21 protein-coding genes are annotated in these 17,464 nt (G+C 70.5%); all 21 read left to right on the top strand.

The features are described from left to right. Positions 1 to 266 precede the first annotated feature (266 nt). The 21 genes from DFQ59_RS14480 (at position 267) to DFQ59_RS14380 (ending at position 17,453) form a co-directional block, all read left to right on the top strand. The gene (locus tag DFQ59_RS14480; RefSeq protein ID WP_147275258.1) at positions 267 to 752 is read left to right on the top strand and encodes a cytochrome c; all 486 of its coding nucleotides are present in this window, start codon (positions 267 to 269) and stop codon (positions 750 to 752) included. Positions 753 to 1,058: 306 nt separating this feature from the next. Continuing rightward, positions 1,059 to 1,493 carry an OmpA family protein gene (locus tag DFQ59_RS14475; RefSeq protein ID WP_170142174.1) on the top strand — a complete coding sequence of 145 codons (435 nt, stop codon included), beginning with the start codon at positions 1,059 to 1,061 and terminating at the stop codon, positions 1,491 to 1,493. 24 nt (positions 1,494 to 1,517) lie between these two features. Beyond that, positions 1,518 to 2,027, top strand: coding sequence for a lytic transglycosylase domain-containing protein (locus tag DFQ59_RS14470; protein ID WP_114280432.1), 510 nt, complete (start codon positions 1,518 to 1,520; stop codon positions 2,025 to 2,027). After that, positions 1,963 to 2,751: an OmpA family protein gene (locus tag DFQ59_RS14465; RefSeq protein ID WP_170142173.1), complete on the top strand. Its 789-nt coding sequence runs from the start codon at positions 1,963 to 1,965 to the stop codon at positions 2,749 to 2,751. The genes DFQ59_RS14470 and DFQ59_RS14465 overlap by 65 nt, the downstream gene beginning before the upstream one ends. Positions 2,752 to 2,779: 28 nt before the next feature. Further along, positions 2,780 to 3,091 (top strand): conjugal transfer protein TraB, encoded by a 312-nt coding sequence (locus tag DFQ59_RS14460; RefSeq protein WP_114280430.1) that lies wholly within the window; start codon positions 2,780 to 2,782, stop codon positions 3,089 to 3,091. A gap of 24 nt (positions 3,092 to 3,115) precedes the next feature. Continuing rightward, positions 3,116 to 3,418: a type IV conjugative transfer system protein TraL gene (gene traL, locus DFQ59_RS14455; protein WP_114280429.1), complete on the top strand. Its 303-nt coding sequence runs from the start codon at positions 3,116 to 3,118 to the stop codon at positions 3,416 to 3,418. Next, a complete protein-coding gene (gene traE / locus DFQ59_RS14450) occupies positions 3,415 to 4,014 on the top strand; it encodes a type IV conjugative transfer system protein TraE (protein ID WP_114280428.1) in 600 nt (199 codons plus the stop codon). Before traL ends, traE begins: the two co-directional genes overlap by 4 nt. After that, positions 3,968 to 4,666, top strand: coding sequence for a type-F conjugative transfer system secretin TraK (locus tag DFQ59_RS14445; RefSeq protein ID WP_114280427.1), 699 nt, complete (start codon positions 3,968 to 3,970; stop codon positions 4,664 to 4,666). Before traE ends, DFQ59_RS14445 begins: the two co-directional genes overlap by 47 nt. Next, positions 4,666 to 5,955, top strand: coding sequence for a TraB/TrbI/VirB10 family type IV secretion system protein (locus tag DFQ59_RS14440; RefSeq protein WP_114280426.1), 1,290 nt, complete (start codon positions 4,666 to 4,668; stop codon positions 5,953 to 5,955). The genes DFQ59_RS14445 and DFQ59_RS14440 overlap by 1 nt, the downstream gene beginning before the upstream one ends. Beyond that, complete coding sequence (locus DFQ59_RS14435) at positions 5,955 to 6,842, top strand: DsbC family protein (RefSeq protein WP_114280425.1); 888 nt, start codon at positions 5,955 to 5,957, stop codon at positions 6,840 to 6,842. The genes DFQ59_RS14440 and DFQ59_RS14435 overlap by 1 nt, the downstream gene beginning before the upstream one ends. Further along, complete coding sequence (locus DFQ59_RS14430) at positions 6,826 to 7,137, top strand: hypothetical protein (RefSeq protein WP_147275257.1); 312 nt, start codon at positions 6,826 to 6,828, stop codon at positions 7,135 to 7,137. Before DFQ59_RS14435 ends, DFQ59_RS14430 begins: the two co-directional genes overlap by 17 nt. A gap of 1 nt (position 7,138) precedes the next feature. Further along, positions 7,139 to 7,528 carry a TraV family lipoprotein gene (locus tag DFQ59_RS14425; protein WP_114280423.1) on the top strand — a complete coding sequence of 130 codons (390 nt, stop codon included), beginning with the start codon at positions 7,139 to 7,141 and terminating at the stop codon, positions 7,526 to 7,528. Further along, a complete protein-coding gene (traC, locus tag DFQ59_RS14420; RefSeq protein WP_114280422.1) occupies positions 7,525 to 10,020 on the top strand; it encodes a type IV secretion system protein TraC in 2,496 nt (831 codons plus the stop codon). Before DFQ59_RS14425 ends, traC begins: the two co-directional genes overlap by 4 nt. Then, on the top strand, positions 10,017 to 10,421 hold the full coding sequence (locus DFQ59_RS14415; protein WP_114280421.1) for a TrbI F-type domain-containing protein: 405 nt from the start codon (positions 10,017 to 10,019) through the stop codon (positions 10,419 to 10,421). The genes traC and DFQ59_RS14415 overlap by 4 nt, the downstream gene beginning before the upstream one ends. Continuing rightward, complete coding sequence (locus DFQ59_RS14410) at positions 10,411 to 10,920, top strand: S26 family signal peptidase (RefSeq protein WP_114280420.1); 510 nt, start codon at positions 10,411 to 10,413, stop codon at positions 10,918 to 10,920. The genes DFQ59_RS14415 and DFQ59_RS14410 overlap by 11 nt, the downstream gene beginning before the upstream one ends. Positions 10,921 to 10,933: 13 nt before the next feature. Continuing rightward, positions 10,934 to 11,566 (top strand): type-F conjugative transfer system protein TraW, encoded by a 633-nt coding sequence (gene traW, locus DFQ59_RS14405; protein WP_114280419.1) that lies wholly within the window; start codon positions 10,934 to 10,936, stop codon positions 11,564 to 11,566. Continuing rightward, the gene (traU, locus tag DFQ59_RS14400; protein WP_114280418.1) at positions 11,563 to 12,546 is read left to right on the top strand and encodes a conjugal transfer pilus assembly protein TraU; all 984 of its coding nucleotides are present in this window, start codon (positions 11,563 to 11,565) and stop codon (positions 12,544 to 12,546) included. The genes traW and traU overlap by 4 nt, the downstream gene beginning before the upstream one ends. Beyond that, on the top strand, positions 12,531 to 13,316 hold the full coding sequence (gene trbC, locus DFQ59_RS14395; protein ID WP_114280417.1) for a type-F conjugative transfer system pilin assembly protein TrbC: 786 nt from the start codon (positions 12,531 to 12,533) through the stop codon (positions 13,314 to 13,316). Before traU ends, trbC begins: the two co-directional genes overlap by 16 nt. Further along, complete coding sequence (locus DFQ59_RS14390) at positions 13,316 to 15,205, top strand: conjugal transfer protein TraN (protein WP_114280416.1); 1,890 nt, start codon at positions 13,316 to 13,318, stop codon at positions 15,203 to 15,205. Before trbC ends, DFQ59_RS14390 begins: the two co-directional genes overlap by 1 nt. After that, positions 15,202 to 16,035 carry a conjugal transfer protein TraF gene (locus DFQ59_RS14385; RefSeq protein WP_114280415.1) on the top strand — a complete coding sequence of 278 codons (834 nt, stop codon included), beginning with the start codon at positions 15,202 to 15,204 and terminating at the stop codon, positions 16,033 to 16,035. The genes DFQ59_RS14390 and DFQ59_RS14385 overlap by 4 nt, the downstream gene beginning before the upstream one ends. A 2-nt stretch (positions 16,036 to 16,037) precedes the next feature. After that, on the top strand, positions 16,038 to 17,453 hold the full coding sequence (locus DFQ59_RS14380; RefSeq protein ID WP_114280414.1) for a conjugal transfer protein TraH: 1,416 nt from the start codon (positions 16,038 to 16,040) through the stop codon (positions 17,451 to 17,453). Positions 17,454 to 17,464: the final 11 nt, after the last annotated feature.

The following is a 17,464-nucleotide window of genomic DNA, read 5'->3' as shown; positions in this document are numbered from 1 at the left end:
CCGCCTGTCTACTCCTGTTTCCATGTCGAGAGGCCCTCGCTTGGCGAGCGGTCTTTCCGGAGCATTCCATAGGCATGTGGGTTCTCCGGAAAGGCTGCTTTACCCTGATTCTTTGTGAGAATGTCAGTCTTATGTTTGCCGTGAGCGATATATAAGTAATTCGTTACGTTCCGTTACATCTTAGCCTCTGCCGGAAACAAACGGTTTACATGGCAATGGTCCAATAGTTTGTCGTTGACAATCCATAATTTCCCGGGAGGGCAAGAATGAATACCAGATTCACAATGGGTGTATTTCTGCTAATCACGGCGCTGTCGGGTGTGGGTGGCGTGATGGCGCAGGAGCCTCCAACGACGGCGGAAGGCCTGGTGCAGTCGATGAAGCGCGCCGACATGACCTACCGCCAACTCATGCAAATGATGGGTGAGGCGACCGCCACCATGACCTTGGGCATCCTCGCGGAGAACAAACAGATGGTCGAGCAGGGTACCCACTTCATCTTCACGCATCCGGCGCCCAACCATAACCCCTGGTCCATCATGCCCGCCGAGGACCAGGCCGGATTCAAGCAGGCGCTGCTGGCCTTCGACCAGATTCTCGACACCCACAGCAGGGCACTTCTGGAGGCGGCGAGAGCCGGTGACTGGGCGCAGGCCAACCAGTCCTACAATGACCTCACCACGGCCTGCATTACCTGCCACGAGGCCTGGCGCGAAAAGGCTGTCACACGGATAGCACCGCCGAGTGACTGACCGCCCTTCAGATCGTTCGCACGCACTTAATGAAAGTGATCGGTCTGGGGTCAAGCGCCTCTCGAGTGTCAAGAGGTAATGACAACAATAACTGGGCACGGTTTTCGCTTCTCGTCCTCTCCCTGGTGTCGTCAAATTCTCCCCGCGCCGTTGAGGTCAGGTTCACCTGCGACGGCGCGCCACTCACATCCTCCACATGAAACTTGTTGCGCCCTGCGGGGCGCAACCCTTTTCACTGCGATGGAGCACAGGGACGCAGACGTGCGAGACGCCGCCGGAAAAGTCGCCAAGGGAATGGCCTGGGCCATGGCAGTCGTACTGACTGTCGCCTCATGGGCGGGAAGCGCCGTCATCCTTCCGGACCCCGCTATGCCGCGAGACAGATTACCTCCCCTGCACACGGTTCTGTTTGATTTCGCCGAGGACCAGCCATCCGGCGCCCAGTTGCGTGCGCTCCAGCGGGTTGCTGGTGACCTCGAGCCGGGGCGCTGCCTGGTCATCACCGGCTACACCGACGACATCGGTCCCCGGGCGTACAACGATGCGCTGGCGTTCCGCCGCGCGAAGGACGTGGCTGATCACTTGGTGGAAGCGGGGAACGATGGTCGCCTGTTCCGGGTGGAAGGTTGGGGATGCCAGGACTACCTGGCCAGTAACGAACACAGGGAAGGACGGGCCCTGAACCGGCGGGTCGAGATTCGCTACGCCGGGCCTGGACCAGAGGGTGAACGCCAGGGATAGGGTTGTTGCCAGGGGATGGCTCACATGGACGGACGCTACAAATCACACCGCCACACCTGCCTGCTGTTCCTTCTGGTGTGGCTTCTCCCCGGCGCCGCCGGCGCGACGGCCCTCGATGGGTGCTTCGAGGCGGCCGCGGCGCGCTACGACCTCTCCCCGAAACTCCTGCGGGCCATCGCCCGGGCGGAAAGCGCCATGGACCACGCCGCCCAGGCGGTGAACCGGGACGGCTCCCGGGACATCGGCCTGATGCAGGTCAACAGCTGGTGGCTGCCCCGGCTCTCCGGGTACGGGATCACCGAGGCGAGCCTGTGGGACCCCTGCACCAACATCCAGGTGGGCGCCTGGATTCTGGCGGGGAACGTCGCCCGCTACGGCTACACCTGGGAGGCGGTCGGCGCCTACAACGCGGGCACCGGGACGAGCGAGACAACGCAGAACAGACGGGTGAACTATGCGCGCAGGATTTATGAGCATCTGGATTGTGACGCTGGCGGGCTGCGCTGCGGCGCCGGCGACCCTTCACCCCGTTGAAGGGCTGGCCATGCCTCACCCCCGGTTGGGCATGCAGCAGGCCGCGGACGGGGATTGGCTGTTCTGCGCCGACTGCCTGGCGCCGACGCCCAAGACGCCTGTGGCCGCGGACGGAGAGACGGAGAAGGAACGTGCCGCCGGGGTTTCAGTCCCGGATGTGCTGGAGCCGCTCGGGCGGATGGTCAGCGCGGTGGCCGGCCAGGTGGGCGAGGCCTTGTCGGCCGTCGCCGCGGGCGAGCTCCGAATCGAGTGGCGGGACGGCGCCGGCGCAGGTCCCGATGGAATCACGCCGGTTGCCTACCGCCCGGGGGAAGAGGGCGCCCCCGCCGTCCCCCCGGAGCGGGCCGTGCACACAGTCCGGTTCGCCTTCGACTCGGCGGGCATGACGGCCGCGCAGCGCGAGACGCTGAGCGCCATGGCCGGGGCGCTGCGGCGCCGGGCCGGCGAGATCTGGGTCACCGGCTACGCCGACCACACCGGCGGGGAGGAGTACAACGACCACCTCGCCCTGCGCCGGGCCCGGGCGGTGCGCGATGCGCTGGTGGAGCTCGGCGTCGAGGCCGGGCGCATCCAGGTTCGAGGCTACGGCAGCTGCTGCTACGTGGCCACCAATTCCACCCCTGCAGGACGCGCCGCGAACCGGCGGGTGGTGGTGACGCCGGGTCCGGACAACGGCCGCCAGACGGTGGCCTTCCGGGTCGGCCCCCTTGTTGTATCCCTGTGAGTTCCAAGTAAACGGAGGCACCTTGCTCATGCGTAATCTCATCCACTCCCTGAAGCAGCACAAGCAGCAGGCGATGCAGTTCTTCCTGATGGCGGCGGTGCCGCTGGCGGCGCTCGCCTCCACCACCGGCGCGGAGTTCTCGACCTTCTACCAGTTCGTCTACGACGCGGCGACCGGCTACCTCGGGCGCGGCATCGCCATCACCGGCGGCCTCATCACGCTGGGCATCGCGGCCGGCACCGGCAAGGCGGTCATCGCCATCCTGGGGGTGGTGCTGGCGGTGTTCGGCGCGCTCGGCCCGAGCATCATCGACAACATCTTCGGCTCGGCCATCATCTGAGGCGCAGGCTCCGCACCGACGCTCATGGCCAATGGCGCCGACCACTACTGGATCCCGCGGCGGCTCGACGACCCCGTCCAGTTCTTCTTCTGGGACGCGGACGTGGCCGTCGTGGTGATCGTCTTCCTCGTGCTGGGCTCGCTGCTGAACCACCTCCTGGCGGTGGTGGGGGCCGCGATCCTCGGGGTGGTGGCGGCCCGCTCGCTCTCCCGCATCAAGGCGGAGGGCGGGCGGGGCGTCATCACCCGTTTCCTCTTCTGGTACACCCCCTCGGAGTGGTGGCTCAGGGCCCGCGCTCCGAGCCACGTTCGGGAGTACACCGGATGATGAGGCGCAACTACACCTCCGCGCTGGCCGAGGCGGTGCGGCGCAGGAATCTCTGGATCCTCGTCGCCCTCCTGCTGGGTGTGTCGAACCTGCTGCTCGCCGGCGGACTGCTCTCCCGGCTGGGGGTGGCCGAGAAGACCATCGTCACCCCGCCGGCGCTCCACAAGCCCTTCTCGGTCCAGGGCGAGGAGGTCTCGCCCGAGTACCTTGAGCAGATGGCCCCCTGGTTCGCGGGGCTCGCGCTCACTTACAACCCCGACAACATCGACTACCAGGTCCGGCAGTTCCTGAGCTACGCCGACCCCCGCGCCTACGGGGAGCTGGCGGCCCGGCTCGAGAGCGACGCGGAGAAGGTGCGGCGCAACCAGATGAGCAGCGTCTTCCACGCCCGCGAGGTGCGGATCCGGGGGCAGCTGGTGGCGGTCACCGGCACGCTGATGACCCTGGTGGCGAGCAAGTCCACGGGGCAGCGGGAGGCGACTTTCCTGATCGAGTTCAACTATCGGAACGGCCGCCTCACGGTGCGGCGGTTCCTGGAGGTTCAGTCCGATGATCCGTTTGCTGCTGGGACTGTTGCTGCTGGCCGCCGGTCTTGAGGCCGGGGCGGTGCAGATCGTGGAGGCGGTCGACGGGCAGAGCATCGCCGTCAAGCTCTCGAGCCGCGACTGGAACCGCCTGGGAATGGCTGATGGCAACCGCATCGAGGTGGTGCGGGGGCCGGAGGAGCGATTCCAGTCCCAGGAGGATGCCGCGCGGGGCCAGGTCTACGTGCGGCCCCTGGGTGGACCGTCCTCCTTCAGCCTCTTCGTGACCGACGCGGCCGGGGCCACCTACACGCTGCTGGTGGCGCCCACCGACATGCCGGCGGAGACGGTCCTGATCCGGCCGCGGAATAGCACCCTGGCGCCGCCCGAGACGCACGCCGGGGCATCCGTGCCCCACGTGGCCCGCATCAAGGCGCTCATGCGGTCGCTCGCCACGGACGCCGTCCCCGAGGGCTACGGCGCCGACCTGGCCCGGCGGGAGGTACCCCTCTGGCGCGAGGCGCGCCTGGTGCGGACCGCCCGCTACCAGGGCGAGCTCGCGGGCGAGGTCTACGAGCTGACCAACGTCTCCGTGGATGAGATGCGGCTCGACGAGCGGGAGTTCGGGGCGCTCGCCGGCAACATCCTGGCGGTGGCGATTGCCCGGCATGCCCTGCCCCCGGGCGGCACGACCCGGGTCTACCTGGTCCGGGAGGCGCGCTGATGGAGAGCGCCCTCCAGACCCGGCGCCGCCAGCGGCTGCTGGCCTCGGGGGCCGTCGCGGCGCTCGTGGGCGTGGTGATCCTCGGCCTCTACCTCTCCGATCCCAAGCGGCGCATCGAGGAGGTGGCGGAGCGGGAGGTGGCGAAGAGCTTCCGGACGCCGGCCGCGGACCTGGACCCGGCGGAGGTCTGGATGACCCGCTCCGAGGCGGAGCTGACCGCGCTGCGCCGCGACAACCAGGAACTCGAACGGCAGCTGAACAACCTGACCGATCGGCTGGAGCGTTTGCAGCAGGCGCAGCGAGAGCAGGAGGAGCGCCGCGGGGAGCGGAGTGCGAAGACGACGCTGCCATTGCCGCCTCCACTGCCGGCATCGCAGCCGGACCCGAAGCCTGATTCGGCTGCCACGGTCACATCCCCCAAACCCTTGCCGCTGCCGCCGCCGTCCCTCCCCGCGCCGGCCATCGGCGCCCGCCCGGCCGGGCCGGGCGCCACGGCCGGGCAGCCGGCCATTCCGGGCATGCGGGTGGTCGATCTGCGCGCCGCGGCTGGCGTGGGAGAGCCGGGGAGGGGGACGCCCGCGGTGAAGCCCGCCAACCGGAGTGGCGGCGGGCGGGTGGCAGGCGACCACACCATCCACGAGTTCATTCCCGCCGGATCCTTCGCCCGCGCGGCGCTGCTCGCCGGCGTCGATGCCCCCACCGGCGGGGTCGCGGAGAAGAACCCGGTGCCGGTGCTGCTGACGCTGCTGGACCATGGCACGCTGCCCAACCGCTTCCGCTCCCGGGTGCGGGAGTGTCACATCATCGCCGCGGCGCGGGGGGACTTGGCGAGCGAGCGGGTCTACTTCCGCGCCGAGCGCCTGAGCTGCGTGCTGCGGGACGGGGCGGTGGTGGAGACCCTGGTGGACGGCTACATCACCGGCGAGGACGGCAAGGCCGGCATGCGCGGGCGGGTGGTGAGCAAGCAGGGGCAGCTCATCGCCCGCGCCCTGGTGGCAGGGGTCGCTGGGGGCATCGGCAAGGGGCTCTCCCAGTCCCTGACCAGCCTCTCCACCAGCGCGCTCGGCGCGGTGCAGTCGGTGGAGGGGGGCAACATCGCCAAGTACGGCCTCTCCGAGGGGATGGCCTCGGCGCTCGACCGCATCGCGGAGTGGTACCTGAAGCGGGCCGACGAGGTCTATCCGGTCATCGAGGTGGACTCCGGCCGCATCGGGGAGCTCATCATCAAGCAGGGCGTGGATCTGGGCGTGGACATCCTCCGCCAGGCCGCCGGCGGGGAGGCGCGCTGATGGAGGGGCCGCATTCGTGGGCGTCGGTGATGCTGTGGGTGGTGGGGCCCCTGGTCCTTCTGTTGGTCGCCATCGGAAGGCGGGACCGGGTCGCGCTGACCCTCGCCTTGGGCTGGGCCATCGCAGGCGTCTGGGTTCTCTGGGTGGTGTTCGGGCCGACATCGCATGGGGTGCCAGATGGTGTAGATCCGGTCGCGGCGGCGGAGCAGGCCGTCCGGGCGGCCCTGCCCGGCACTCGCATTGAGACGGTCACCCCCACGCCCATCCCCGGGCTCATGGAGGTGGTGGCGGGTCCCAACGTGCTCTACGTGGACCGCGGCGGGCAGTGGCTGGTGGTGGGCCACCTCTACGACCTGCGCACGGCCACCGACCTGACCGCAGCGCGCAAGGCGGAGCTCGAGGGGCGTGTGGCGCAGGCAGCAGAGGCCGCCACCGTGCCGTGGGACGCGCTCCCGCGCTCGGCCATGTTGGGCTTCGGCGCCGGCGCCCGCGAGATCGCTGTGCTGGCGGATCCCGACTGCCCCTGGTGCCGGCGGCTGCACCGGGAGCTGCGCGCGAGCGGGGATCTCAGGGTGCATGCGGTGCTGGTTCCCCGGTCCCAGGACGCTATGCGCCGGATCCTGTGCGCGGCCGAGCCGCTGGCGGCGCTGGACGCCGCCATGGCCGGCGAGTCCCTGCCCGAGCCGCCCGGGGCGGACTGCGAGACCGCGGCGGAGGCGCTGGATGATGCCCGCGCCTTCGTGCGCCGCCATGCCCTCGAGGGCACCCCCATCCTGATTGCGCCTGATGGCCGGGTCCATCCGGGCTACCTGGAGCCGGCCCCCCTACGGGCGTGGCTCGATGCCGTTCCATCCAAGGAGGAGAGAGCTGATGAAAAGGATATCTAAGCCGGTTTATCCCGCGGTCGCCGGGGTGCTCATGCTGCTGGCCGGGGCGGCGCCGGCCGCCGAGAACTTCCCCTTCCTCGGCCAGGTGGGCGAGGTGGTCTTCCGGGAGAGCAGCGGCGCCAAGACCGTCTACGTGCACCGGGACGGGAGCCTCATCCCGGGCACCACCCTGTCGAACATGCACTCGGGCGCCAACGGCTGCTACCTCATCACCCGGGGCAGCGCCGAGGATCTCACCCAGGGCCGGGTGGGTCCCGACGACGTGGTCGCCTTCAGCTGCTACCGGCGGCAGTGACATGAAGAGCGTGACGCGCCTGGGCGTTCTCCTCGCGCTGCTGGGCCTTGGCGGCTGCGGCGGGGCGCCCCGCTACGGCTGCCCGGTGGGGGAGGGGATCAGCTGCTCGCCGGAGAGCGACATCTACGCGGCGGTGATGGCGGGCGGCCTGACGCGCGGCAGCGCCTCTCCGGAGGCGCCGGTTTCCGGGGAGACTGCCGACGCCGGCGGACCGGCTGCTGCCTCCGGGCCCCGGACCGTGGTGGCCACCGTCACCCCGGGCGCACCGGTGCTGACCCGCCCCGAGCAGCTGCGGGTCTGGGTCCGCCGCTGGGAGGACGCCGAGGGCGATCTCCACGACGAGACCTACCTCTTCCTGCGCCTCGACGAGGGGCGCTGGAGCCTGCCATGAGCCTGATCGGGCAGCTGAGGTCCCGGGCGGCGGCGGATCTCCGGCGCTGGCTGCAGGAGGAGCCGCCGGGCGCGGTCTACGCCGCGGGCGGTCTGCCGCCCTCCATCCGGGAGATGCAGCGGCTGACGTCGGCCCATCGGCTGGCGGGGCTGCTCCCCTACGAGAGCTTCGAGCCGGCGACCCGGCTGTTCCATACCGAGGACGCCATCGGGTGGACGCTCGAGGTGGCGCCGGGGGTGGGCCTCAGCGAGGAGTCCCTCCGGGTGCTGAGCGGCCTGTTCACCCTCGGGCTCAAGGCCGGCACCACGGTGCAGGTCACCCTCTACGCCTCCCCGGACATCCGGCCCCTGCTGGAGCGGTGGGCGGCGCGCAAGCAGGGCGGGATCTACGAGTTCCTCGCCCGCAAGCGCACCGACTACCTGGCCCGGGGCGCCTGGCACTCGCTGCTCGGCGGCCAGCCCTTCCTGCTAAGGGACTACCACCTCTTTCTGAGCGTGCTCCGGCCCGCGGCAGGGGAGGAGCGGGAGTGGCTGATGCGCACCCGCGACGCCATGCGCGGCATCCTGAGCTCGGCCCGGATGCCCGCCGAGGAGCTTGACGCCGCGGGGCTGATCAACCTCCTGGACACGATCCTGAATCCGGCGGAGCGCCGGGAGCCGCTCCGCTGGGAGGACTCGAGGCTGCTGCGCGAGCAGATGGTGGACCACGACACCCTGCTGCTCGTGGGGCGGGACGGGCTGGGGCTGAGCCATGGCGATCTGCACCTGGATGTGCGGCCCTACACGGTGCGCCAGTACCCCCAGAGCTGGGCCGGCTGGGGCATGGGGGATCTCATCGGCGACCTGTTCGAGAACAGCCTGCGCATCCCCTGTCCCTTCCTCCACACCCAGACCCTCCATGTGCCGGACCAGCTCGGCGCCGGCAACCGGGCCAAGCTCAAGGCGGCCCGGGCCCAGCAGATGGCCGAGTCCCCGGTGGGCCGCTTCCTGCCCGCCTGGCGCGAGCGCCAGCGCGACTGGGAGATCGTCGCCCGGCGCATGGACGACGGCCACCAGCTGTTCCAGGTCCACAGCCAGCTGGTGCTCTTCGCGCCGCAGGGGGATGGCGACTACGCCGAGCAGCGGCTGACGGCGCTCTACGGGGCGCGCGGCTGGAAGCTGAGCCGCGACCGCTTCACCAGCCTGCACGCCTTCCTGACGGCGCTGCCGCTGATGCCCGGCCCCGCCTTCATCCGCGAGATGCGAAGCCTCGGCCGGCTGCGGAGCTTCCTGACCTGGAACTGCGTCCACACCGCGCCCTGGATGGGCGAGTGGCGCGGCACCGGCACGCCGCTGCTGCAGCTGGTGGGCCGGCGGGGGCAGATCATGCACCTGGATCCCTGGGACAACCGCCAGGGGAATTACAACATCGCCGTGGCCGCGGCCTCGGGGGCCGGCAAGTCGGTCTTCTCCCAGGAGATGCTTTTCAACCTGCTGGGCGCCGGCGGCCGGGCCTGGGTCATCGACCGCGGCCGCAGCTACCAGCGGCTGTGCCAGCTGGTGGGGGGCTCCTACCTGGAGTTCTCCGCAGACTCGCGCGTCAACCTCAACCCCTTCAGCGGCATTCACGACTTCGACGAGGACGTGCAGCTCATGCTGCGGGACCTGCTCGCCCAGATAGCCGCCCCGGAGGCGCCGCTCGACTCCCTGCGCAAGGGGCACCTGGAGCGGACCATCAAGGCGGTCTGGCGCGCCCACGGCCGTGAGGCCTCCATCACCCGGGTGGCCGAGGCGCTGCTCGAGCGCTCCGAGGAGCCGGCACGGGAGGTGGGCCACATGCTCTATCCCTACACCCGGGAGGGGGCCTTCGGGCGCTGGTTCGAGGGCGAGGCGAACATCGACCTGGACAACCCCCTGGTGGTGCTGGAGCTCGGCGAGCTCGACGCCAAGCCGGACCTGCAGGCGGTGGTGGTGCTGATGCTGATGATGCGCATCGCCGAGGCCATGTACCTCGGGGATCGCAGCCGGCGCAAGCTCTGCATCATCGACGAGGCCTGGAAGCTGATGGGCCGCGGCAACGCCGGGGACTTCATCGAGGGGGGCTACCGCACCGCCCGCAAGCACGGCGGGGCCTTCATGACCATCACCCAGGGCATCGACGACTATCACCGTTCGGGCACCTCCAAGGCGGCGCTGGCCAACGCCGACTGGGTGTTCCTGCTGCGCCAGAAGGAGGAGTCCCTCAAGGCGGCGGAGAGCAATGACCAGCTGGTGATGGACGGGCACCTGCGCACGCTGCTCGCCTCGGTGGACACCCAGGAGGGGGAGTACTCGGAGATCGCGGTGCGCTTCGACGGCGCCACCTCGGTGGGCCGCCTGGTGGTGGACCGCTTCTCGGAGCTGCTCTTCACCACCAAGGGCGAGGAGTACGAGGCCATCGAGCAGATGCGCCGGCAAGGGCTGGGGCTGGTGGAGGCCCTGGAACGGCTGGCGGAGATGAAGGGGCAGCGATGAACAGCGGATGGTTCAGCCGGACGGGGCGCTGGCCCGGAGCCCTCGCGAGCCTGGCGGGGGGATTGGTGGGCGGCGCGGCGGTGGTGCTCCTGGTGCGCCTGGTGACCCCGCCGGTGGCGCTGGCCGCCGTGGATCTCGCCGCCATCGTGGCCGACCAGGTGAAGGTCCTCGCCGAGGACACCAGGACCAATCCTGGGGATCCGGCGGCCGAGGCCGGCCGCTTCGCGGAGCGCCTGGCCCGCGAGGCCCGTGCCCTGAGTGAGGACTATGGCGTCATCGTGCTGGCCGCCCCGGCGGTGGTGGCCGGCGCTCCGGACCTGAGCCCCGTGCTACGCCGCCGGCTGGGGCTTCCCGCCGGTGCGGCGCCGGCCGGGGCGGGAGGCGTGGCCGATGGACGCTGAGCGCATCCGGCCGGCCTGGCGCCGCTTCCGGCGCTGGTGCGGCCTCACCCTGCTGCTCATCGGGCTCATCGGGGGTGTGGACGCGCTCACCTCGCCCTGGGTGACCCTCGGCATCAACGGGACTCCCAGCCTGCCGGGCGTGCTCTACCTGGTTATCAAGGGGCAGACGCCACGCGGGCGCGGGGACCTGGTGGCATTCCGGCCGCCGACCCACCGCTTCTATCCCGAGGGGATGGTGTTCATCAAGCGGGTGGGCGGAGTGCCGGGCGATGTGGTCTCCCGGCGGGGCCCAGCCTTCTACATCAACGGCGGGTTCGTGGGGCTGGCCAAGGCGGAGACCTCCGGCGGCGAGCCGCTGGCCCCGGGGCCGGTGGGGGTGATCCCGGCCGGGGCGATCTTCGTGTGGACCGGCCACCCGGACAGCTACGACTCCCGCTACGCCGACATCGGCTGGATCGCCGCGGATCGCATCGTCGGCCGGGCGCTGCGGTTGCTGTAGGGAGACGGACTGGATGCGTTGGATGATCCTGCTCCTGGCCATGACCGTGCTGACTCCTCTCTGCCGGGGGGAGGACCTCGGCGTAGTGGGTACGCTCTATCCCATCTCCGAGCCCGATCTGCTCGAGGCCATCCACGCCCGGCTGCGGTCGCTCGAGGCGCAGGGGGAACTGGCCCGCCTCGAGGCCACCGCCCGGGATCGGATGCGCGCCTACGCCGAGCATCCCGAGGGAATCCGCCTGCCGCGGGCGGCGCGGGAGCGGGTGCGCTACTTCGACCCGACCCTCGTGGTGCCGGCCGACATCCGCGATCACCGGGGCCATCTCATCCACGCCGCCGGAGCCACCGTCAATCCGCTCGACTACCTGAGCCTCTCCCGGGAGCTGCTGTTCTTCGACGGGGACGACCCGCTCCAGACCGCCTGGGCGCGGGCGCGGCTCGAGGAGCGGGGCGCGGCTCGGGTGCGGGCCATCGCCACCAACGGGCCGGTGCTGGAGCTGATGCGGCGCTGGGGCCTGCGAGTCTACTTCGACCAGCGCGGCCGCCTGGCGGAGCATTTCGGGATCACCGCGCTGCCCACCCGCATCCGCCAGGCAGGAAGGCTGCTCGAGCTCACCGAGGTGGCGGTGGAGGAGGAGGGGGAATGAGGCGATCAATGTTTTTGCTGGTGGCGCTGGCGGCGAGTCTGGCGGGCCTGCCGGTCCAGGCCGAGCCGCCCTGCCACGGGAAGTTCCCCAACCCCTTCACCGACATCTGCTGGAAGTACGTCTTCCCCATCAGCATCGGCCCCCTGAAGGTGGACATGGGCATGGAGGACGCCGGCGACGAGGTGCCGCTCATCTGTACCTGCCCGGCACCGCCGCCGCTGTTCGTGCGCATCGGGCTGGGGGTGGGCTTCTGGGAGCCGGCCCGGGTGGCGGAGGTGGTCCGCACCCCCTTCTGCTCCACCCTGCTCGGCGGGGTGCGGCTGGGCTCCCTGCCGGCGCCGGCCGGCGGCAACACCCACGCCAGCGAGAACGAGGACGCCTTCTACCACGTCCACTGGTACGTCTACCCGCTACTCGCCTGGATGAATCTGCTCACCGAGCTGTCCTGCGTCACCCCCGAGAGCTTCGACCTGCTCTACCTGACGGAATTCGACCCCCTGTGGGAGGACGACGAGCTGGCCTTCCTCATCAACCCGGAGGCGGCGCTGTTCGCCAACACCGCGGCCCAGGCGGCCTGCGCCGCCGACTGCGCGGCCGCGAGCGCCGGCTTTCCCATCGACAGCCTCTTCTGGTGCGCGGGCTGCCAGGGCTCCATGTATCCGGTGGACGGCAACGTCAAGCACCACACCGGCGGAGTCGACTCCTCCCTGCTGCTGGTCCAGCGCATGGCCGCCAAGCTGCACCGCCAGTTCATCGCCCGGGACACCTCGAGCCGGGACGCCATGTGCATGCCGTTGCCGCTGCCCATCCTGCGCAAGACCCAGTACAAGACCCAGATCCTCTACCCGACCCCCTATCCCGCCAACGCCCAGCCCTTCGGGCGGGTCACCATGCCCTACGGCGCTGGCCGGGAGTACCCGGTCAAGGGCGAGGACTGGGCCTATCTGATCTGGAGAAAGAAGGCATGCTGCGCATTCTGACCCTGCTGCTGCTTCTGGCTCCGGCCCTGTCCGGCGCCGGGGAGACGCCCTCTGGCGCCGTGCGCGAGGCGGCCCGGCGCCAGAGCGCCGGCGCAATCAGTGAGGCGCTTGAGCAGCTGGAGGCCCCGGTCGACGCGGAGCGGCAGGCGCAGGCGCACTCCGACATCGAGGCCGCCCGGACGGCGGTCTCCCAGGGTCCCGGCGTCGACCCGTCCGCGGCGCTCCCCGACCTCGATCCGGCCGCCCTGGAACAGGCGCGGACGGACATCCGCGCGCTCCTGGCCGATCCGGCGCTCGGCCTGGCGGAGGCGTCCGGCGGGCGGGAGACCGCGCCCGCGCCCATCGTCTTCGTGTCGCTCTCCATGCCGGAGGCCGCACTGCGTACGCTGCTCCGGAGCGACACCGTGGCCACCCTCGCCCTGCGGGGGATGGTGGAGAACTCCATGGCCAGGACCGTGGCGCGGCTGGCCGAGCTGGCGGGCATCGACCTGGAGGCCTCGGCGGCGCCCGATGCCCCCCGGTGGCCGGCGCTGGTCATCGACCCGACGCTGTTCCAGCGCTTCGAGGTGGGCGCGGTGCCGGCCTTCGTGCTGCCGCTCGAGCCGCCCGGCGCCTGCTCCAACACCCGCTGCGAGACCCCGCCCCATGTGAAGGTAGCTGGCGATGTCACTCTCGACTACGCGCTTGGCGTGATGGCGCGGGAAGCGGCCTCGGCCCGGGCCCGGGAGCTGGCCCGACACTGGCTCGGGCGGCTGGGGGAGGGCGGCTGATGCGGCGCCCGTGGATTCTCCTCCTGCTGCTGGCGCTGGCGCATCCCGTCATGGCCGGGGAGCTGACCCGCGAGTCTGCTCTCGGGCTCGGCAAGGCCCTGGGGAATGCCGGGAAGGAGAGCGTCCGCGACGCGGCGACGGCTACGCCGACCGAGCAGGTGCCGGGCTACGCGGGGAGCGACGTGCCCGAGCGGGACTACTACGACGAGGGGCTCGGCATCGAGGCGCGCGCCCGCGAGTCGCTGCCGGAACACGAGACGGGCCGCTGGGTGGATGAGACCGCCTTCAGCCGGCCGCGCTTCACCCTGGACCGGGAGAAGGACCCCCTCTTGCAGCGTGGCGAGGCGATCGCCGGCGACCCGGAGGCCACCCTCGGGCAGCGCCTGACGGGGGAGTATGACGGCTGTGAGGCCCGGGAGGCCCCGCTGGCCCCGGCCACCTATAGCGAGGAGCGCTGCACCGAGTGGGGCGTGCGGGCCGAGGTGGGATGCCAGCGGGTGCTCGAGGTGGAGGTGGACCGGCCGGCGGCCCAGGAAGCGATTCTCCACGTGGGCGCCTATCTCAAGGACCGCGGCACCTGGCGCATCGACCTGCGCACCGGGGAGGTCCTTTCGGTGGCTCACAACAAGGGGGAGGGCAGCTGTCTCGTGAAGGACCCGGAGACCGGCAACTATGTCACGGCGCCCTGCGTGGAGTTCTGGCAGGAGCTCACCGTCCCCTTCGACCCGCCGGCGGGGGAGGCGGACCGCTACAGTCTGGCGGCCGCCTCCTGCGCGCTCTGGGACCCGGGCAGCCGCATCTCCAAGGGTAGCTACGACGACACCGCCGCCTGCCGGATCCTCGAGCTGCCTTCCGCCGGCAACGGCTGGCAGGTGGTGGCAGAGGTGGACGACGACGGCGGGAGCAGCTGGCACCGCTACGGGGCGCGCTTCCAGTTCCGCCTGGAGGGGGAGCCCCGGGTGACGGACCACTGGAGCAGCACCTGCGGGACCGGGGAGGCCTGCAGCGCCGTCGGCGCGGAGACGTGTCTGGAGCCGGAGGAGACCCGCATCATCGACGGGGTGGAGGTCCACCGGGCCTGCTGGCGCTACCAGGGGGACTACCTCTGCGGCGCCGGGGGGGCCACCGAGGAGGAGCCCTACTGCGCCGAGCTCCGGGAGCGGGGCTGCACCCAGACCGGCTCGCTCTGCCTCACCCGGGACGGGGAGGGCCGCTGCACCGAGTACGAGCAGACCTTCCGCTGCCCGGCCGGCGCGGGCGAGTCGCGCACCGTGCTCGATTGCGGCGGGGCGCTCTTCTGCATCGAGGGGGAGTGCTTCGACACCGGCTACGAGCCGAACCAGGACTTCGCGCTCGCGGCGAGCTACCTCGGCGCCATCGAGGCGGCGGCCAAGGACTTCGACACCGAGACGCTGGTCATCTTCAAGGGCGAGGACCTGCGCTGCAAGAAGACCGTGCTCGGCTTCTCCAACTGCTGCAAGGAGAGCGGCTGGGGGCAGGACCTGGGGCTTGCCCAGTGCAGCGAGGACGAGCGGATCCTCGCCGAGCGCCGGGGCGCCGGCCAGTGCCACTACGTGGGCAACTACTGCAGCAACGACACCCCCTTCGGCTGCATCGCCCGCAAGTACACCTACTGCTGCTTCAAGTCCAAGCTGGGGCGCATCATCCACGAGCAGGGCCGGCCCCAGATCGACCTGGGCTGGGGCGAGGCCAAGCGCCCGGAGTGCCGCGGCTTCACCCCCGAGGAGCTGGTTTCCCTCGACTTCGCCGCCATCGACTTCTCGGAGTTCTACGCCGATGCCCTTCAGGCGGCTGAGTCGGTCATCCGCCCCTCGGAGGTGGAGATGAGCCGGATGATGGAGGAGCGCATCCGGGGGATGATGCCATGAGAAGGGCATTGCTGGTGGTCCTGCTCCTGCTCCCGGTCGTGGTCCTGGCCGGGGAGGGCGGCTCCCTATTCACCCGCCCGGGGGAGGGCTGGTTCTGGTACGAGGCGCCCGACCCGGAGCCTGAGCCGGAGACGAAACGGGAGGCGCCCGAAGCCGAGCTCCCGGCGCCGGCGGCCGCCGCGCCAGCGGCACCCGATCCCGTGGCGGCCCTGCAGGGGCTCCAGCAGGCCCTGGAGGCGGCGCGGGCGGCGGCCATCATGGCCGACCGGCCGCGGGAGCGCGAGGCGGCCGTGCGCGCCTACATGCGCCTCAACCAGGAGGTGATGGCCCGCTCCGGGGCTTTCGCCGAGAGCTGGCAGCGGGTGCTGTGGTCCACCCCGGCGCTCGACACGCGCATCGAGCATCCGGTCAACGACCAGGCGGTCCACGTGCGCAACGACACGCGCCTGGCGGCCATGGACGCCGCGCTGCGGGAGCTGGCCGCCAGGCGGGGGCTGCTCTTCTTCTTCAAGTCCGACTGCCCCTACTGCCACCGCTTCGCGCCTGTGCTCAGGGCCTTCGCCGGGGCCTACGGCTTCCACGTCATTCCGGTGAGCCTGGACGGCGGCGGGCTGCTCGAGTACCCCAATCCGCGGCTGAACGCCGGCGCCGGCGTGGCCCTGCAGGTGGACACCGTGCCCGCGGTCTACCTGGTGGAGCCCCGCTCCCGGGCCATCCACCCCGTCAGCTTCGGCTACGTGAGCCACTCCGAGCTCCGGGACCGCATCTACACCCTCATGGCGCCTGGGGCGCCCGATCCCTTCGTGACACGCATCCTCGCGGGAGACTGACCATGCCCCTTCGCCTGCTCGCCTGTCTCTGCGCGGCCGCACTGCTGGCCGCGACCGCCGCCCGCGCCGACGTGGCCGGCGACATGGAGTCCTTCTTCGGGGACCTCAACTTCACCAACGTGACGAAGCCGGGCGCCTACGAGGGGCAGTCCGCCGGCTACTACACCGGCGGGAGCCTGTTCATGCGCGTGCCCCAGCGCAACTACACCCTCTACAGCATCCAGTTCCCCAAGTTCCGGGCCGGCTGTGGCGGCATCGATCTCTTCTCCGGGGGCTTCAGCTTCATCAACGCCGACCAGTTCGTGGCCATGCTGCAGAACATCGGCTCGGTGGCCGTCAGCCAGGCCTTCATGCTGGCGCTGCGCACCATCAGCCCCCAGATCGCCTCCACCATGGAGCAGATCGAGACCTGGGCCCAGAAGTACGGCCTCAACTCGGTCAACGCCTGCGAGGCGGGCAGCGAGCTGCTGGGCGGAGTCCTCAAGCAATTCGGAGCGGATAAGCAGGGCTGCATCGTGGAGCGGGTCGGCAGCAGGGGCGAGGCCTGGGCGGAGGCCGAGGTGGCCTGCACCACCGGCGGCGAGCGCCGCGCCACCCTGGACGGCGCCGCCCCGGGCAGCGCGGCGGACGTGATCGCCACTCCGGGCAACATCGCCTGGCGGGCGCTCTACCACAACTCCTTCTTCCGCAGCGACAAGAACATGGCCCAGGTCATGATGAACCTCTCCGGGACCATCATCCTGGCGCCCCAGGAGCCCGGCAAGGAGGACACCCTGACCATCCGCCGGATCTACCCCTCGATCCTCGAGGACAGCCGCGGCCAGCAGTTCCTGCAGGCCCTCCTCGTGGGCGGCGAGGTGACCATCCGCACCTGCTCCGACGGCACAAGCGATGAGCGGAGCTGCACCGAGATGGATACCGAGACGACCCTGAAAATCGACCCGGCGAAGAGCTTCACCGCCATGGTGGGGACCCTGCTCAACGGTATCGCCGGGAAGATCGGGGCCGACGCCGCCCTAGATGACGCGCAGCGCGGCCTGCTTTCCGCCACCACCCTGCCGGTCCACAAGTTCCTCACCGTGGAGTACGCCATGCTGCCCGGCCTCATCTCCGACTCCATCGACCAGTACGCCGCCCTCATCGCCAAGGACATCCTCTACACCTATCTGCGCGACCTGCTGGGGAAGGTCTCCGCCAGCGTGAGCACCCTGCCCAACCAGTCGGGAGACAAGGTCGAGGCGTTTAATGACGGCGTGCGCAAGGCCCGCGAGCAGATCAGCGCCTTCATGGAAAAGAACCGCAAGGCCTTCGACGAGTCGCTGATGTTCACCACCCGGGTGCGGGAGTACGAGCGGGCCCTCATCGGCCGGCTCTCGCCGGGCATCTACCGGAACCTGGTGTGGGCCTCCTCCCAGTAGGGAGCAGGGCG

The organism is Thioalbus denitrificans (assembly GCF_003337735.1).
Taxonomy (GTDB): Bacteria; Pseudomonadota; Gammaproteobacteria; order DSM-26407; family DSM-26407; genus Thioalbus; species Thioalbus denitrificans.
The sequence above is the reverse complement of the archived record's forward strand: the minus strand, read 5'-3'. Positions and strand labels throughout refer to the sequence as shown.

Coding starts and splice junctions, on each gene's coding strand:
- DFQ59_RS14385 (WP_114280415.1), top strand. CDS start 15,202: ATGAGAAGGGCATTGCTGGTGGTCCTGCTCCTGCTCCCGGTCGTGGTC.
- DFQ59_RS14430 (WP_147275257.1), top strand. CDS start 6,826: ATGAAAAGGATATCTAAGCCGGTTTATCCCGCGGTCGCCGGGGTGCTC.
- trbC (WP_114280417.1), top strand. CDS start 12,531: ATGCTGCGCATTCTGACCCTGCTGCTGCTTCTGGCTCCGGCCCTGTCC.
- traU (WP_114280418.1), top strand. CDS start 11,563: ATGAGGCGATCAATGTTTTTGCTGGTGGCGCTGGCGGCGAGTCTGGCG.
- DFQ59_RS14470 (WP_114280432.1), top strand. CDS start 1,518: ATGGACGGACGCTACAAATCACACCGCCACACCTGCCTGCTGTTCCTT.
- traL (WP_114280429.1), top strand. CDS start 3,116: ATGGCCAATGGCGCCGACCACTACTGGATCCCGCGGCGGCTCGACGAC.
- DFQ59_RS14480 (WP_147275258.1), top strand. CDS start 267: ATGAATACCAGATTCACAATGGGTGTATTTCTGCTAATCACGGCGCTG.
- DFQ59_RS14415 (WP_114280421.1), top strand. CDS start 10,017: ATGAACAGCGGATGGTTCAGCCGGACGGGGCGCTGGCCCGGAGCCCTC.
- DFQ59_RS14390 (WP_114280416.1), top strand. CDS start 13,316: ATGCGGCGCCCGTGGATTCTCCTCCTGCTGCTGGCGCTGGCGCATCCC.
- DFQ59_RS14440 (WP_114280426.1), top strand. CDS start 4,666: ATGGAGAGCGCCCTCCAGACCCGGCGCCGCCAGCGGCTGCTGGCCTCG.
- traW (WP_114280419.1), top strand. CDS start 10,934: ATGCGTTGGATGATCCTGCTCCTGGCCATGACCGTGCTGACTCCTCTC.
- traE (WP_114280428.1), top strand. CDS start 3,415: ATGATGAGGCGCAACTACACCTCCGCGCTGGCCGAGGCGGTGCGGCGC.
- DFQ59_RS14425 (WP_114280423.1), top strand. CDS start 7,139: ATGAAGAGCGTGACGCGCCTGGGCGTTCTCCTCGCGCTGCTGGGCCTT.
- DFQ59_RS14410 (WP_114280420.1), top strand. CDS start 10,411: ATGGACGCTGAGCGCATCCGGCCGGCCTGGCGCCGCTTCCGGCGCTGG.
- DFQ59_RS14380 (WP_114280414.1), top strand. CDS start 16,038: ATGCCCCTTCGCCTGCTCGCCTGTCTCTGCGCGGCCGCACTGCTGGCC.
- DFQ59_RS14435 (WP_114280425.1), top strand. CDS start 5,955: ATGGAGGGGCCGCATTCGTGGGCGTCGGTGATGCTGTGGGTGGTGGGG.
- DFQ59_RS14465 (WP_170142173.1), top strand. CDS start 1,963: ATGAGCATCTGGATTGTGACGCTGGCGGGCTGCGCTGCGGCGCCGGCG.
- DFQ59_RS14445 (WP_114280427.1), top strand. CDS start 3,968: ATGATCCGTTTGCTGCTGGGACTGTTGCTGCTGGCCGCCGGTCTTGAG.
- traC (WP_114280422.1), top strand. CDS start 7,525: ATGAGCCTGATCGGGCAGCTGAGGTCCCGGGCGGCGGCGGATCTCCGG.
- DFQ59_RS14460 (WP_114280430.1), top strand. CDS start 2,780: ATGCGTAATCTCATCCACTCCCTGAAGCAGCACAAGCAGCAGGCGATG.
- DFQ59_RS14475 (WP_170142174.1), top strand. CDS start 1,059: ATGGCAGTCGTACTGACTGTCGCCTCATGGGCGGGAAGCGCCGTCATC.